Below are 16,681 nucleotides of genomic sequence, written 5' to 3'. Positions count from 1 at the left end.
CGTCATAAGGGCCGGGAAACCGGCCCTTTGCTTTGCCGTTGCGACCTTGGGTTTTTACGGCTACCTTAAACGACATTCTTTTTTATCACCTGTCGACGGCTACCGGTGCCACCTTGAAATACTTCGTCTCTTTTCGCACGACGCTTAAAGTCTCGCGCTATCTGTTCCGGGCTTTAGCCTTACTGCTGTGGCTGCTTATCGCGCTGTTTTCCGTGTTTTATATTGTTGGCGCGCTTCATGATAAAGAGGAGGAGATCCATCAGGAATTCAACCTCAGCTACGACCAGGCGCAGCGTTATATCCAGCGCACCTCGGACGTCATGAAAGAGCTGAAGTACATTGCGGAAAACCAGCTCCAGAACGACGATAAAACCCTGAAAATGACCCAGCGGTCAGACGACCGGCTCGACACGCCGACCTTTGTGCCGCTCTTTCCCGATTCAGACTGCAATACCCTGGGCAACGCCTGGCGCGGCTCGCTGCAGTCGCTCTCCTGGTTTTTACGTTACTGGCACGATAATTTTTCAGCGGCCTACGATCTCAATCGCGTCTTTTTGATTGGCTCAGATAATCTCTGTATGGCCGATTTTGGGCTGCGCGATATGCCGCTTGAGCGCGACAAAACGTTGCAGGCGCTGCACGAGCGCATCATGAAGTACCGCAACGCGCCGCAGGAAGAGCGGGGCAACAGCCTTTACTGGGTAGGGCAGGGGCCGCGTCCTGGCATCGGCTATTTCTACTCCCTGACGCCGGTCTATCCGGGCAACCGTCTGCAGGCGCTGCTTGGCATTGAGCAAACCATCCGCATGGAGAACTTCTACACCCCCGGCAGCCTGCCGATGGGCGTGACTATCCTGGATGAGAGCGGCCATCCGCTGCTTTCCTTAACCGGGCCGGAAACGCGCATCGAGCCGGACCCGCGCTGGGTGCAGGAGCGCACCTGGTTTGGCTATACCGCCCGCTTTAAGCAGCTCATCCTCAAGAAAACGCTGCCGCCGTCTTCGCTCAGCATTATCTACTCCGTGCCGGTGGATATGGTGCTGGAGCGCATCCGCATGCTTATCCTCAACGCCGTGTTGCTGAACGTGCTGGTGGGGGTTGTGCTCTTTACGCTGGCGCGCATGTATGAACGGCGCATTTTCATTCCGGCGGAAAACGACGCCCAGCGGCTGGAGGAGCATGAGCAGTTCAACCGTAAGATTGTCGCCTCCGCGCCGGTGGGGATTTGTATCCTGCGTACCGTGGACGGCACCAACATTCTTTCGAACGAACTGGCGCACAACTACCTCAACATGCTCACCCATGAAGACCGCCAGCGGCTCACGCAAATTATTTGCGGCCAGCAGGTTAACTTCGTCGACGTGTTGACCAGCAATAACACCAACCTGCAAATCAGCTTCGTGCATTCGCGCTACCGCAATGAGAACGTCGCTATCTGCGTGCTGGTGGATGTTTCCGCGCGCGTGAAGATGGAAGAGTCGCTGCAGGATATGGCGCAGGCGGCGGAGCAGGCGAGCCAGTCGAAATCGATGTTCCTCGCGACGGTTAGCCACGAACTGCGCACCCCGCTTTACGGCATTATCGGCAACCTCGACCTGCTGCAAACCAAAGCGCTGCCGAAAGGGGTAGACAGGCTGGTGACGGCGATGAACAACTCGTCGAGCCTGCTGCTTAAAATCATCAGCGATATTCTCGACTTCTCAAAAATTGAGTCTGAGCAACTGAAAATCGAGCCGCGCGAGTTCTCCCCGCGGGAAGTGATGAGCCATATCACCGCCAACTATCTGCCGCTGGTGGTGCGAAAACAGCTTGGGCTGTACTGCTTTATTGAGCCGGATGTGCCGCTGACGCTGCAGGGCGACCCGATGCGTCTGCAACAGGTCATCTCCAACCTGTTAAGCAACGCCATCAAGTTCACCGACATCGGCTGCATTATTCTGCATGTGCAAGTCGAAGGGGATTACCTGAGCTTCCGCGTGCGCGACACCGGCGTCGGCATTCCGGCAAAAGAGGTGGTGCGTCTTTTCGACCCGTTCTTCCAGGTCGGCACGGGCGTGCAGCGCAACTTCCAGGGCACCGGGCTGGGCCTCGCGATTTGCGAAAAACTCATCAGCATGATGGATGGCGATATCTCGGTAGATACTGAACCAGGCATGGGCAGCCAGTTCACGGTGCGTATTCCGCTTTATGACGCACAGACGCCGCCGAAAGCGAGCATCGACGGTCTGGCGGACAAGCGCTGCTGGCTCGCCGTGCGTAACGCCTCGCTGAACCATTATCTCCAGACGCTGCTTGAGCAAAACGGGATTCGGGTGCAGTGCTATGAAGGCGAAGAGCCCGATAAAGAAGACGTGCTGATTACCGACGATGAGCTTGACGGCGCCTGGCGCGGCCGCGCCGCGATCATCTTCTGCCGTCGCCATATCGGCATCCCGCTTGAGCGGGCCGCCGGCGTCTGGATGCACAGCGTCGCTTCGCCGCATGAAGTCATTACGCTGCTTGGACGCATTTACAGCATTAATGTCGGGGTGCCTGCGGGCGCGTCTGCGTTGCAGGCGGCCGCCAGCAATACCGAGCAGAACGACGACATGATGATTCTGGTGGTTGACGATCATCCTATTAACCGTCGCCTGCTGGCCGACCAGCTTGGCTCGCTTGGCTATCAGTGCAAAACCGCGAACGACGGTGTGGATGCGCTTAATGTGCTCAGTAAAAATCACATCGATATTGTGCTGAGCGACGTTAACATGCCGAACATGGACGGTTATCGCCTGACGCAGCGCATCCGCCAGTTGGGGCTGACGCTGCCGGTAGTTGGCGTGACCGCTAACGCGCTGGCGGAAGAGAAACAGCGCTGTATCGAATCGGGCATGGACAGCTGTCTGTCCAAGCCGGTGACGCTGGATGTGCTTAAGCAGACGCTTGCCGTCTATGCCGAGCGGGTGCGCCGGGCGCGGGGATAAGCGGCAATAAAAAAAGCGCGACGGATGAGCGTCGCGCTTCGATAAAAAAAGCCCTCGCAGAGCAGCGAGGGCTTTTTTTTAGTCTTTGTCCGCAGGCGTCAGGCTTACGGAAGAGAGGTAGTTAAGCAGGGCGATATCGTTATCCACGCCAAGCTTCATCATCGCCGATTTCTTCTGGCTGCTGATGGTTTTAATGCTACGGTTCAGCTTCTTGGCGATTTCCGTCACCAGGAAACCTTCGGCGAAGAGGCGCAGCACTTCGCTCTCTTTCGGCGACAGGCGTTTATCGCCATAGCCGCCCGCGCTGATTTTCTCAAGCAGACGGGAAACGCTTTCCGGCGTGAACTTTTTGCCTTTTTGCAGCGCAGCCAGCGCTTTCGGCAGATCGGTCGGCGCGCCTTGCTTAAGCACGATGCCTTCGATATCCAGATCCAGCACGGCGCTCAGGATAGCCGGGTTATTGTTCATGGTCAGAACGATAATGGACAGGTTCGGGAAATGGCGCTTGATGTATTTGATAAGAGTAATGCCATCGCCATATTTATCGCCCGGCATGGAGAGATCGGTGATAAGGACGTGTGCGTCAAGCTTTGGCAGGTTATTGATCAATGCTGTGGAATCTTCGAACTCACCGACAACGTTCACCCACTCGATTTGTTCAAGAGATTTACGAATGCCGAACAGAACAATCGGATGGTCATCGGCAATAATTACGTTCATATTGTTCATGTATTAGGCTACCTTGCTACAGCAAGCTTTTGACGTAAGCGTCAATGTCGCTGATATATTTTTCTATGGTTGGTGCATCATTCTCGCGAATGTGATGCTCCAGCGTTTCACATAGCTGCTTGCCGGGTATCAGATTCAGCATCGCAAACACCCCTTTCAGGCGATGCGCTGTCAGCGCAAGCGAAGCAAAGTCGCCTGCTGCTGATTCAGTATACAGCCTCTGAACATCGTCCGGTACCGTGTCGACAAACAGCGCGTAATAGCCGCTGGCATGGAGCTGCGTATTCTCATCGCCGCCCAAAGGTGACTCGGGAACTTCTTCCTGTGCCAGCTGCTCCTCTATAAGTTGTAGCACTGCTTCCTGCATAGCATTACTGATGTTGAAATTGACGCGGAACTTACCGTTGCCGATTCGCTTCACGCCGTCCTCATCATCGCTTAAAAGCAGGCCATTGGCAGTAAGATTAGACGGATTATCTGTTAAAAAGATATCAAACTCTTGACTTGCCAGTCTTTCGTCTGGCGTGATGCAGGTCGCTCCCCACTGTTCAAGCTGGCGAACCACTACATTTCGCACCTCGCTGGAGGTGACATCCACCATCGCTACCACGTCATCCAGCAGGCCTTCTTCACGCTCGGCCTCATCAACCGGCTCCGCCGCCATCGTAACGTGCAGCGAATAGCGAGTGCCGAGATCCTGACGCGACTTAATGTTCAGGCTGCCGCCAAGACGGCGGGCGAGCTGGTTGCACAGCCAGAAGGTCAGGCCGTTCGCCTTGCCGAAGCGGTCGCCCGAGGTGTCGTTCAGGAACGGGAAGTGAAGGTTATCAATTTCAGCGTTATGAATGCCGTCGCCGGTATCGAGAATGCGCAGCAGCAGCCGCTCCTTCTCATGCTCTTCGGCGCTAATCTCCAGCGTGATTTTGCCCATCTGCGTGGTGGTCACGGAATAGTGCAGCAGCATCAGCAGGATCTTACGCAGCGCTTCGCGGTCGCCGTGGCGCTCTTCATTGGCGGGCAACTGGTTATTGATAAGCAGTTGCAACCCCTTGCGTTTGATAACGGGCAACACTTCCGGCACGACTTCGTCAATGAGATCCTGAATGACGAAGGCGCTGCTGTGGCTCTTCCAGTTATCCGCCTCCAGCTGATTCGCAAGCTGGATTTCGTCCACCAGGCGCACAATGCGGTCGGCCTGATCCGCAAGCGCCAGGCTTTCCTCGGTATGCAGCGCGGTAGCCTGCTCCGCCAGTTGCTTCACCGGCGCGCTTAGCGCGTCGCCCATGTGATGCATAAAGGCGACGCGGCCCTGCTGGTTTTTCTCATACAGACGCTGCGCCTGCTTAAGCTTTTTGTTCACCAGAATTTCGCGGTCCTGATCGCGAATGATAAAAATCTGCGTGCGTGAAGCGACCTGGCTGCGGAACTGGCGAATCTCATAAAGTTCGTTATTCACCGTCGCCTGAATCACCCCCTGGTGCTGGTCCGCCATTGAGGTGATGTTCTGCAGGTTAAGATGCGGCAACAGGTGATCGGCAATCTTATTGCTGATAACCGTACGGTTAGTTTCCTGGTCATGCACCAGCAGGCCAAGCGGCAGCAAAGAGACAATCTCTTCGTTTAACGCGCGCAGCATATGCAATTCTTTATTATTGCCGCCCGGCGTTTCCTGGGTGCGGGGCGCAGGCTGGTTGCGAAACGTGGTATAGCCGAACAGCGCCAGCGCCAGCAGGCCCAGGTTCAGCAGCAGCGGCAGCAAAATGTTTTGCAGCGTGTCCATCATCAGCGTGCCGAACGGCACTTCCCATACCAGCCGCAGACTGGTGGAGCTCAACGGCGAGGCGATTTCGATGCGCGAACTGTTGAAGTTAATGGTGACGCTATCGGGCGTTTCTTTATCGGTACCGGACGGCGTGGCCTGGCTGTTGTCCTGCTCAAGGCGGAAGCTTTCCAGCGGCATGCCCGGGGGGATCAGATCGTTGATGGGCAAATCAAACGCCACCACGGTCGCGAGGTGTCCGGGCTGGTTGAAGGTGGTGCGCAGCGTAAAGTACAGGCCGTTTTGCCAGGCAAGGCGGCGCAGCGGCGAAAAGCTTTCTCGCTCATCCAGCGCATTAGCCTGTTGCAGCATTTCCGCGCGGCGAGAATCGACAATAGTGCCGACGGACGATTCTTTAAAGCCGGAGGAGAGATCTTTAAGCGGCAGGGTGGAGATGAGGATCATGCTGTTATCCTGGCCGTTCAGGTAATACATCGACCAGGGCACGGTTTCAGCGCCCCATAGCGTATCAAGGTATGTTGAGATGCGCTGGGTCATCTCCAGCGTAGAGCTGTCATGAGAGCCGAAAATCAGCGCTTCGGTCTTGCGGCGCGGCTTTTCCAGATAATAGACATCCTGACGTAACCGTGTTTCCTGCAGGTTGGCGCCTTCAGAGGCGGAAGGCGAGGCGGCGATATTGTCATAGATCTGCCAGGTGGCGTAACGCCAGGTATCGACCCGTTTGTGCATGGCGCGGGTGATATCCACTATCTGATAGCTTCGGTCTTTCAGCCAGGCGTTAACCGCGCTCTGCACCATTACGCCCAGCGAGACCAGCAGCACCACGATCAGCAATAAAAAGAAACGGGTAATGCTGCCCGGCATCAGGGAAAACTTGTTGGGGATCATCGCGTCTGACTGACTCATCGTTGTGTGCAATCCACCGGCCATACGCCGTAATCAAAAAGAACTCTGCTTGCTGTCTGTATCGGGAAAACGTCTCACTGTTACAGCACGGGGCGGCAAAGGGCAGGGCGTTTCCGGACGTTCGCCAGTATCGCAAATCATGCAGTATAAAGCGAAACGTATGATTTTCCAGATGGATGATAACTGCGCTAAATAAAAAGCGGCTGCGCAAGGCGTAACGCTTTTGCACTTTGCGCAATAAAAAAACAGAGTGAGGGTGAAAAGTGAGCGGTTGCGATTAAGCCAGACGGAAAGGCACTAAATAACAAACAAGGAATTATAGAGTATGCGCAGCAAATTTACCTTAAACCATAAGTTGATTATTTAATAGTCGTTAAGATTTATCTCAATATGGAGGGGAAATAACGAGGCGGGTAAATTAAGCAAAAAAAAACCGGATGCGGGCATCCGGATATAATAGGGGTAAAACGAACATTCAGATTTGAATGACGGTAATAAATAAAGTTAATGATGATAGCGAGGGTAATTTTAGTCGTGAAAGCGCCAGATGTTTTGGCAATCAGTGCGGTAAAAAATATCATGTACTATCTTAATGATTTATATAGATTATTTTATATTTTTTGATATTTAGTGCGGATTTTTTTAGCAATTAGTGCGAATAAAAAGTTCCCTCTTATTAATATTTTGTTACACCCTCAGGTACAAAAGATACATCTTCAAAGTTTTCGTATCATATTCGCGTTGGATTCTTCCGATTTTTTGCGGAGAATGGTTTCGCCGACTGACCTAAAAAGCGTCAGTACGCAGTGGCAAATAAAAAGGCATATAACAATAGAGGGTTAATAAGATGAAAGTTAAAGCACTATCCCTCCTGATCCCAGCTCTGCTGGTAGCAGGTACCGCACAGGCGGCTGAAATTTATAACAAAGACGGCAACAAATTAGATCTGTTCGGTAAAGTTGACGGTCTGCACTATTTCTCTGACGACGCTGGCAACGACGGCGATCAGACCTACATGCGTATTGGCTTCAAAGGCGAAACCCAGGTTAACGACCAGATCACCGGTTACGGCCAGTGGGAGTACCAGGTTCAGGGTAACGATGCAGAAACCGGTAACCGTTCCTGGACGCGTGTGGCTTTCGCGGGCGTGAAATTCGGCGACGCGGGCTCTTTCGACTACGGTCGTAACTACGGCGTCATCTACGACGTGACTTCCTGGACCGACGTTCTGCCGGAATTCGGCGGCGACACGTACGGCGCGGATAACTTCATGCAGCAGCGCGGCAACGGCTTCGCGACCTACCGCAACACCGATTTCTTCGGTCTGGTTGATGGTCTGAACTTCGCTCTGCAGTATCAGGGTAAAAACGGCAGCGTCAGCGGTGAGAACGACGCGGCTGGCGGCCGCAGCCTGCTGAAACAGAACGGCGACGGCTACGGCGCGTCTCTGACCTACGATCTGGGCGAAGGCTTCGCCATCGGCGCTGCTGCCACCTCCTCCAAGCGTACTGCTGACCAGAATGCGGCGGGCGTTTACGGTAACGGCGACCGTGCTGATGTGTATAGCGGCGGCGTGAAATACGACGCTAACAACATCTACCTGGCGGCGGAATACTCTCAGACTTACAACGCTACCCGTTTTGGTACGTCTAACGGCAGCGGTCGTACTACGGGTTACGGCTTTGCTAACAAAGCGCAGAACTTCGAAGTGGTTGCTCAGTACCAGTTCGACTTCGGTCTGCGTCCGTCCGTGGCTTACCTGCAGTCCAAAGGGAAAGACATCGAAGGCGGTTACGGCGATCAGGATCTGCTGAAATATGTTGATGTGGGCGCGACCTACTACTTCAACAAAAATATGTCCACCTATGTTGATTACAAAATCAACCTGGTTGACGACAACGACTTTACCCGCGCCACCGGCATCGGTACTGACGATATCGTCGCGCTGGGCCTGGTTTACCAGTTCTAAGTCTGTCTGTCTGCGTAAGGGGCCTGCGGGCCCCTTTTTTATTGCTCCGCCGCCAACGTCGCCCACTTTTGTTGTACCCTGTCGCCGCGTAAGTTTGAGGATATAAAATGAAGTTTCACTCTCTGTGCGCGAGCCTGATGGCCTGCGCATTACTCCTTGCCGGCTGCGACAATTCATCATCAACCGAAGCGCAGCCCCTGGTGCTGGAAGGCAAAACCATGGGCACGTTCTGGCGCGTGAGCCTGGCGGGCGTTGAACGCGCACGCGCAGAAGAGTTGCGCAAGAAAATCCAGGCGCAGCTCGACGGCGACGACCAGCGGCTTTCTACCTGGAAAAACGACTCGGCGCTGATGCGCTTTAACCATTCCCGCAGCACGCAGCCCTGGCCGGTGGACGAGTCGATGAGCGATATCGTGACGCTGTCGTTGCGCATCGGCGCAAAAACCGATGGCGCCATGGACATCACCGTCGGCCCGCTGGTGAACTTATGGGGGTTCGGCCCCGACAAGCAGCCGGTGAAAACGCCGGATGACAGACAAATCGCGGCGGCGAAGGCGCGCACCGGCTTACAGCATCTTTCCGTGATAAACCGCGCAGGACAGCAGTATCTGCAAAAAGATCTGCCGGATCTTTATGTGGACCTTTCAACCGTCGGCGAAGGGTACGCGGCCGATGGCCTGGCGCGCCTGATGGAGCGCGAAGGGATAAGCCGCTATCTGGTCTCTGTCGGCGGCGCGCTCGCAAGCCGGGGCGACAACCCGCAGGGGCATCCGTGGCGCGTGGCTATCCAGAAGCCCACCGACCAGCAAAACGCCGTTCAGGCGATTGTCGATATTAACGGCCACGGCATCAGCACTTCCGGCAGCTACCGCAACTACTATGAGCTCGACGGTAAACGGCTTTCGCACGTTATCGACCCCGCCACCGGACGGCCAATCACCCATAAGCTGGTTTCCGCGACTGTTATCGCGCCCACGGCGCTGGAAGCGGACGGCTGGGATACCGGGCTCATGGTCCTGGGGCCGGAGAAAGCCAAAGCGGTGGCGTTGAAAGAGGGCCTTGCGGTCTATCTGGTCACCAAAGAAGAGCAAGGGTTCTCGGTGTGGATGTCGCCGTCGTTTCACGCGTTTCTGCTGAGTGATAAAAATTAAAAAGCAAGAAGGCGGGTTTTTCACGCGTGCCGTAAGGGCAGAGTAGGGCTACCTTATAAAAGAGGAGTCTGTTATGAAACGCGACGATTTTACGTCTGAGCAGGCGCGCTGGCAGGCGGTGGAAAGCCGCGATGCCCGTGCGGACGAGCGCTTTGTCTTCGCGGTGGTGACCACCGGCATCTTCTGCCGTCCCTCCTGCCGCGCCCGTCGTCCGCTGCGCGACAATGTTCGTTTTTACCCCGATGCCGCCGGCGCGCTGGCCGCGGGGTTTCGTCCCTGCAAGCGCTGCCAGCCCGATAAGACGCCGCCGCAGCAGCAGAAGGCGATGCGTATCGCCGCTGCCTGCCGACAAATGGAGACGAGCGCCGCCCCGTTAACCCTCGCGGAGCTGGCGCAAAGCGCGGCGATGAGCCCTTACCACTTTCACCGGCTGTTTAAATCGGTAACCGGGCTCACGCCCAAAGCCTGGCAGCAGGCGCTGCGGGCGCAAAAGCTGCGTAAGGCGTTGCGCGAAGGCGAGAGCGTGACCGGGGCGATTTACGCCTCCGGCTATGCGTCCGGCAGCGCTTTTTATCGTGAAGCCGACGCGGCGCTCGGCATGACGCCGCGACAATATTTACGCGGCGGCGAAACCGCCCCGGTCGACTGGACGATAGTCTCGTGCCAGTTGGGCCTGTGTCTGGTGGCGCAAAGCGAGCGGGGAGTCTGCGCTATTTTGCCGGGCGAAAGCCGCGAGCGGCTTGAATCCGAGCTGTTAACGCTCTTTCCCCATGCGCAACCTTCGCAGGACGCCGATTTTCACCAGCGCGTCGCGCAGGTAGTTGCGTTTCTTGACGCGCCGGCAGGAGAGTGGACGCTGCCGCTCGACATTCGCGGCACCGCCTTTCAGCAGCAGGTCTGGCAGGCGCTGCGCGCCATTCCCGCCGGCAGCACGCTCAGCTACAGCGAACTGGCGCAAAAGATTGGCAAGCCTGGCGCCGTGCGGGCGGTGGCGAGCGCCTGCGCCGCCAATAAACTGGCGGTGGCGATCCCTTGTCACCGGGTCGTGCGCGGCGACGGTGCGCTCGCGGGCTACCGCTGGGGTGTCGAGCGCAAGGCCGCATTGCTGGCGCGCGAAGCAAAAATAAAGAAAAAGGAGAGCTAATGGATCTGTTTGCCGACCAGCCCCCCTGGCACGAGCCGCTTGACGACGGCGCGGTGATATTGCGCCGGTTCGCCTTCGCCACCGCCGCTGAACTGCTGGCGACTATCGCCCAGGTGGCGGCGCAGTCGCCGTTTCGCCAGATGGTTACGCCAGGCGGCTATACCATGTCGGTGGCGATGACCAGCTGCGGCCCGCTCGGCTGGACCAGCAGCCGCAGCGGCTACCGCTACGCGCATCACGACCCGCTTACCGGTAAACCCTGGCCTGAAATGCCCCCAGCCTTTCGCACGCTTTGCGACGACGCGGCCCGGGCGGCAGGCTATCCCGATTTCCAGCCTGACGCCTGCCTGATTAACCGCTACGCGCCCGGGGCGAAGCTCTCGCTGCATCAGGATAAGGATGAGCCTGACCTGCGCGCGCCCATTGTTTCCGTCTCGCTTGGCTTGCCTGCGGTGTTTCAGTGGGGCGGCCTCAAGCGCAGCGATCCGCTGAAAAGGCTGCTGCTCGAGCATGGCGACGTCGTGGTGTGGGGCGGGCCGTCGCGCCTTTATTATCACGGCGTCCAGCCGCTGAAGCCTGGCTGTCATCCCGATACCGGACCCTGGCGTTACAACCTTACCTTCCGACAGGCGGGCGGCGAATAAAAATAAGAATTATTCTTGCCGTCGCGTTCGCGCCGTTTAAACTGCTCGCTGTTTTGTTTTCTGTGGGTAGCCGCTTTTATGGAACTTCTGCGCCTTGTCTGGCGCCAGTACCGTCTGCCGTTTGTGCTGGTGCTGGCGTTAAGCCTCGCCAGCGCCGCGCTGGGTATTGGCCTTATCGCTTTTATTAACCAACGTCTCATCGCGACCGTCGATTTATCGCTTGCGGTATTGCCGGCGTTTCTTGGCCTGCTGTTGCTGCTGATGGCCGTGACGCTCGCCTCGCAGCTGGCGTTAACGATGCTCGGCCACCATTTTGTCTATCGCCTGCGCAGCGAATTCATCAAGCGCATTATGGATACGCCGGTTGAACAAGTGGAAAAGCTCGGCAGCGCCACGCTGCTGGCGGGGCTTACCAGCGACGTTCGTAATATCACGGTCGCCTTTGTGCGTTTGCCGGAGCTGGTGCAGGGGATAATTCTGACGGTCGGCAGCGCCGTTTACTTAGGCTGGCTGTCGTCGAAAATGCTGCTGGTCACCGCCGTGTGGATAGCTATCACGCTGTGGATAGGCTACCTGCTGGTGCAGCGCGTGTATAAGCACATCGCTACGCTGCGTGAAGTGGAAGAGAGCCTCTACAACGACTTCCAGACCCTGCTGGAAGGGCGTAAGGAACTGGCGCTTAACCGCGAGCGCGCCGAATACATTTTCGACCAGGTTTACAAGCCGGATGCACAAAGCTACCGCCAGCACATTATTCGCGCCGACACTTTCCACCTGAGCGCGGTGAACTGGTCCAACATCATGATGCTCGGCGTGATTGGCCTGGTGTTCTGGATGGCGAACGGTCTTGGCTGGGCCGATACCAACGTGGCGGCGACCTACTCGCTGGCGCTGCTCTTTTTACGCACGCCGCTGCTTTCCGCTATGGGGGCGCTGCCGACGCTGCTTACCGCTCAGGTGGCGTTTAACAAACTGAAGCAGTTCCAGCTGGCGGATTACGAGCCTGCTTTTAAACGCCCGCAAAAATTTGCCGACTGGCAAACGCTTGAGCTTCGCGACGTCACCTTTACCTACAGCGACGGCAGCTTCGGCGTCGGACCGCTGAATCTCACGATTAAGCGCGGCGAACTGCTGTTTCTGATTGGCGGCAACGGCAGCGGCAAATCCACGCTCGCCATGCTGCTCACCGGCCTTTATACGCCTGCCAGCGGCGACATTTTGCTCGATGGCGAGGTGATTGCCGCAAGCGAAATGGAAGCTTATCGCCAGCACTTCTCGGCGGTTTTCACCGACGTCTGGCTTTTCGATAAACTGCTGGGGCCGCAGGGCGAAGAGGCCAACCCGGCGCTGGTGGACGCCTGGCTGAACCGGCTGAAAATGGCCGGCAAGCTGGAGCTGGATAACGGCAAAATTCTTAACCTTAAGCTTTCGAAAGGGCAGAAGAAGCGCGTGGCGCTGCTGCTGGCGCTGGCGGAGGACCGCGATATCATCCTGCTGGATGAGTGGGCGGCGGATCAGGACCCCCATTTCCGCCGCGAGTTTTATCAGGTGCTGCTGCCGCTGATGCAGCAGATGGGTAAAACCATCTTCGCCATCAGTCACGACGATCACTATTTTATTCACGCAGACCGTCTGCTGGAGATGCGCCAGGGCCATTTAAGCGAGTTGACGGGCGACGAGCGGGCGCTGGCGAGTCGCGATGCGGTGGCGCGCACCGGCAGTTAATCGTAACGATGCGGCTGGCTATCAACCGGCCGCAATATCATCCCGATTTATTTATTCACTCTTTCTGAAAATCGAATTCTGCGCTGCTTAATTGATCCTTTTTGGTTAACTTCTTCTATTAATTAAGGAAAAGCTCTTTTTTGATTTATTGTGCTGGTGAATGATTCGCTGGCTAATAAATTTCAGGGTTGTTAGAATTCTCTTATTAAATATGACGTCGTCAATTCTCAGGTGAATTGCGGCAATAATTTCAGCTTGAATTTAAATAGTGAAGAATATGGTGACTCCAGCTATTAAGAAATATTTCGCGCCTGCGCTGTGCGGCGTTATCGCGCTCGCCGGAGTGGCGCAAACCGCCAGCGGCTGGATGAGCTGGTCGCAGACGCGCGAGCAGCTTGAAGCCGCCCCGGTCGTTGCCAGTACCCCCGCAGCGCCCGTCACGCTTGCGCTCTTTAACGCGGCGCCGACCACGCCCGACGTTCAGGCAAGCGCGCCGCAGCTGGCGCTGGATATCAGCGGCATTATTTTTAGCGATGATGAAGATCTTTCCGCCACGGTGGTTAAACAAGGAAACGAGCAGGTTATTTATCATGTCGGGGAAACGCTGAAGGGATACGAAAATGCCCGTGTGACCGGCATCAGTAAAGATCATATTAAGGTGAATTATCAGGGCGTCGATCAGGATATTAAATTGCCGGCGCCGGATTATCAAAAACAAAGCGCATAATCGCTTATCGCTAAAACCGATGGCGACAGGAAATTAAGCGCGTGGGTGTTAGCGAACCTGTTAATAACATAACCGGTGGGAAAGCGCTTGCCGGTTATAACCCCTTTAAGCGCTGATAGCGCTGCCACACTTTCCAGGCATAGCGCATACGCAAACCGTGGCGGCTTTCGCTGGTGCCTGCGTTATAGGCGCCGATGGCCTCCCAGGTATAGCCGTAGGTTTTCACCATCTGCGATAAGATGGAGGCGCCCACCAGCACCGACACGCACGGGTCCTGCATCAGCAAGACCTCATCAACGCCAAGCTTTCGCAATCGCGCAAAATGAATGCTGTTGATTTGCATCAGCCCCACGTCATAGCTGCCGTTGGTGTTGACGTTTATCGCTTCAGGGTTCATGCCCGACTCCACCTGAGCGATGGCGGTAAGCAGCTTCGGATCGAGATTAAAATAGTACGCCGCCTCGTCCCAGCAGGTAGCCTGCGCCATCAGGCTCACGGCGTAAAGCGGCAATGCGAAACAGGCTTTCATGCTTTTCTCCCGGCTGACAGGGCGCCGCTCGCGAGCGGCGCCCTGAGCAGACCTCTGGTTAACGTTTGATCCAGGCATCCGACCAGTTAACACCTGTGCCCGGGGCATACGCCCAGGCCGCGCCTTTACACCAGCCGGCATAAGGGAACGGTTTACACTCGTAGATGTTGCCGTCTTTGCCTTTCACGCGCGTACCCGCTTTGTACTGGCTGATGTTCTGCGGATGATGAGCTGCGCATGACCGAGCCGCTGGTGGCGCAGGGCGCGGCGGGCAAGGTAGAGGTTATCCGGCTGCGTAAAGAGCTCAGCGCGTTGCAGGGTAAAATGGACGAAGCGCGTAACGATTACGCGGTGCGCGCCCGCGAAGAGCAGGTGAAAAACAACGCCGATCTCGACGCCCAGCGGCAGATAGTAGCGGGCAAGCGCGATCAACTCACACGGGCGACGCTTCATTCACCGGTACGCGGCATCGTCAAAGATATCCAGCTTAATACGCCAGGCGGCGTGCTGGCGCCGGGAGACAAGCTTATGGAGATCGTTCCGGTGGAAGACCGGCTTTTAGTCGAGACGCGCATCAGCCCGCGCGACATCGCCTGGATTCGTCCGGGGCTTACGGCAAGCGTAAAGATTACGGCCTACGATCCGGCGATTTACGGCGCGCTGCCAGGGGAGGTGGAGATGGTTTCCGCCGATACGCTGCAGGATGAAGTCAAGCGCGACCAGTGGTTCTATCGCGTCTATATCCGCACCCAACGCGCCGCGCTGACCAATAAAGCGGGCAAAAACTTCCCGATACTGCCGGGCATGGTGGCGGACGTCGAGATAAAAACCGGCCAGAAATCGGTGCTGGATTACTTAATCAAGCCGCTCAACAAGGCCCGGGAGGCGCTGCGCGAACGCTAGCGCCGCCGGGCTGCTGATTAGATTTTACCGCTCAGGCGCTGGTGGAAATCGTGGCTGCGCAAATCCAGCCCTTCGATTTTCACTTGCGCGCCGTGGTGGCGATAGCGGGTTTCGATTGCATCAAGCGCCGCGACGGTGGAGGCGTCCCAGATTTGCGCATGGGTGAGGTCAATTGTCACGCATGAAGGATCGTCGGCATAGCGAAAATGCTCGTAGAGATCGTTGCTGCTCGCAAAGAACAGCGGGCCGCGCACGGTATAACGCACCGCTTCGCCCCCTTCGAGCACTTCGCGGTCGGCATGCACCACATGCGCGACGCGGCGGGCGAAAAGCACCATGGCGAAGATAACCCCGCCTGCGACGCCCACCGCCAGGTTGCCGGTCCAGACGGTGGCGACCACGGTCGTCGCCATCACCAGCGTTTCCGAAAGCGGCATGCGTTTCAGGGTGGCTGGCGCAATGCTGTGCCAGTTAAGGGTTTTCACCGCCACAATCATCATGATGCCCGCCAGCACCACCATCGGGATTTTCGCCATCACGGCGCTAAGCCCGGTCACCAGCAGCAACAGCACCAGCGCTGCGGCGATGGTGGAGAAGCGCGAACGCGCTTTGCCAAGCTCCACGTTCACCACCGTCTGGCCAATCATGGCGCAACCCGCAATGCCGCCGTAAAAGCCGGCGAGAATATTGGCGATGCCCAGGCCCCAGCATTCGCGACGCTTGCTGGATGGGGTGTCGGTAATGTCATCCACAAGCTTTGCCGTCAGCAGCGACTCCATCAGCCCGACAAACGCCACGCTGAGCGCGCAGGGCCAGATGATTTGCAGCGTTTGCAGGTTCAGCGGCACCAGCAGTTCGGTGAAGCCCGGCAGACCGGGCGTCATCGGCCCTTCGTCGCCCACCGTCGGCAGCGTATAGCCGCCATACACGGCGATAAGCGTAACGGCGACAATGGCGACCAGCGGGGAAGGGACGCTTTTCAGCACGCGCGGCAGCAGCAGCACGATAACCAGCGTGAGGGCGAACAGCAGCAGAACAGTGGTGTTTTGTCCCCATACGTGCGGCACCTGGGCCATAAAGATGAGGATGCCGAGGGCGTTCACAAAGCCTATCATCACCGAGCGGGGGATATAGCGCATCATGCGCGCAAGGCCGAGTACGCCAAACAGGATCTGGATAATCCCGGCCAGCGCCACGGCGGGCAGAATGTAGCCGACGCCGTGCTGGTGCACCATCGGCCCAATCACCAGCGCAACCGAACCCGCGGCGGCGGTGACCATCGCCGGGCGGCCGCCCAGCAGCGACATGCAAAAGCAGAGCACAATCGAGGCGATAAGGCTCACTTTCGGGTCGACGCCCGCGATAACCGAAAAGGAGATAACTTCCGGGATCAGCGCCAGCGCGGTAATTACCCCCGCCAGGGTTTCGCGCAGCAGCAGGCGCGGCGAGCGCGCCACGTGCGCAAAGGAAAGCTCGCGCACGTGCGGCGCGACAGTATGAGTTTTAGCCAT

General features: G+C 57.0%; 11 protein-coding genes and 1 pseudogene. 8 read left to right on the top strand and 4 right to left on the bottom strand.

Going from position 1 to position 16,681, the window contains the following annotated elements:
- The first annotated feature begins 113 nt into the window (after positions 1–113).
- Positions 114–2,963 carry a two-component system sensor histidine kinase RcsC gene (rcsC, locus tag ACU4F7_RS15380; RefSeq protein WP_481637280.1) on the top strand — a complete coding sequence of 950 codons (2,850 nt, stop codon included), beginning with the start codon at positions 114–116 and terminating at the stop codon, positions 2,961–2,963.
- Positions 2,964–3,041: 78 nt separating this feature from the next.
- Here the strand turns inward: rcsC and rcsB are convergent, their stop codons facing one another.
- Both rcsB and rcsD read right to left on the bottom strand, forming a co-directional pair.
- Entirely contained in the window at positions 3,042–3,692 is a 651-nt protein-coding gene (gene rcsB / locus ACU4F7_RS15375) for a response regulator transcription factor RcsB (RefSeq protein WP_024554072.1), read from the bottom strand.
- 16 nt (positions 3,693–3,708) lie between these two features.
- Positions 3,709–6,360: a phosphotransferase RcsD gene (gene rcsD / locus ACU4F7_RS15370; protein ID WP_035888738.1), complete on the bottom strand. Its 2,652-nt coding sequence runs from the start codon at positions 6,358–6,360 to the stop codon at positions 3,709–3,711.
- 865 nt (positions 6,361–7,225) lie between these two features.
- Between rcsD and ACU4F7_RS15365 the strand changes: the two genes are divergently transcribed.
- The 6 genes from ACU4F7_RS15365 to ACU4F7_RS15340 all read left to right on the top strand — a co-directional run bounded on the left by ACU4F7_RS15365 (position 7,226) and on the right by ACU4F7_RS15340 (position 13,738).
- The gene (locus ACU4F7_RS15365; protein WP_029593424.1) at positions 7,226–8,347 is read left to right on the top strand and encodes a porin OmpC; all 1,122 of its coding nucleotides are present in this window, start codon (positions 7,226–7,228) and stop codon (positions 8,345–8,347) included.
- A 107-nt stretch (positions 8,348–8,454) separates the two neighbouring features.
- A complete protein-coding gene (apbE, locus tag ACU4F7_RS15360; protein ID WP_481637279.1) occupies positions 8,455–9,498 on the top strand; it encodes an FAD:protein FMN transferase ApbE in 1,044 nt (347 codons plus the stop codon).
- Between the two features lie 73 nt (positions 9,499–9,571).
- Positions 9,572–10,642 (top strand): bifunctional DNA-binding transcriptional regulator/O6-methylguanine-DNA methyltransferase Ada, encoded by a 1,071-nt coding sequence (ada, locus tag ACU4F7_RS15355; protein ID WP_481637278.1) that lies wholly within the window; start codon positions 9,572–9,574, stop codon positions 10,640–10,642.
- A complete protein-coding gene (alkB, locus tag ACU4F7_RS15350) occupies positions 10,642–11,286 on the top strand; it encodes a DNA oxidative demethylase AlkB (protein ID WP_029593421.1) in 645 nt (214 codons plus the stop codon). The genes ada and alkB overlap by 1 nt, the downstream gene beginning before the upstream one ends.
- Before the next feature lie 78 nt (positions 11,287–11,364).
- Positions 11,365–13,011: a multidrug ABC transporter permease/ATP-binding protein gene (locus tag ACU4F7_RS15345; protein WP_029593420.1), complete on the top strand. Its 1,647-nt coding sequence runs from the start codon at positions 11,365–11,367 to the stop codon at positions 13,009–13,011.
- Positions 13,012–13,288: 277 nt separating this feature from the next.
- Positions 13,289–13,738: a type II secretion system protein N gene (locus tag ACU4F7_RS15340; protein WP_481637277.1), complete on the top strand. Its 450-nt coding sequence runs from the start codon at positions 13,289–13,291 to the stop codon at positions 13,736–13,738.
- Between the two features lie 94 nt (positions 13,739–13,832).
- Here the strand turns inward: ACU4F7_RS15340 and iagB are convergent, their stop codons facing one another.
- Entirely contained in the window at positions 13,833–14,267 is a 435-nt protein-coding gene (gene iagB, locus ACU4F7_RS15335; RefSeq protein WP_029593418.1) for a type III secretion system invasion protein IagB, read from the bottom strand.
- Positions 14,268–14,492: 225 nt separating this feature from the next.
- Between iagB and ACU4F7_RS15330 the strand changes: the two are divergent.
- Positions 14,493–15,170, top strand: a pseudogene (locus ACU4F7_RS15330) (beta-barrel domain-containing protein); the annotation flags it as partial.
- Positions 15,171–15,187: 17 nt separating this feature from the next.
- Here the strand turns inward: ACU4F7_RS15330 and ACU4F7_RS15325 are convergent.
- On the bottom strand, positions 15,188–16,681 hold the full coding sequence (locus tag ACU4F7_RS15325; protein ID WP_481637276.1) for a SulP family inorganic anion transporter: 1,494 nt from the start codon (positions 16,679–16,681) through the stop codon (positions 15,188–15,190).

This window comes from Franconibacter pulveris (assembly GCF_056780215.1).
This window is presented reverse-complemented; position numbering and strand designations above follow the sequence as displayed.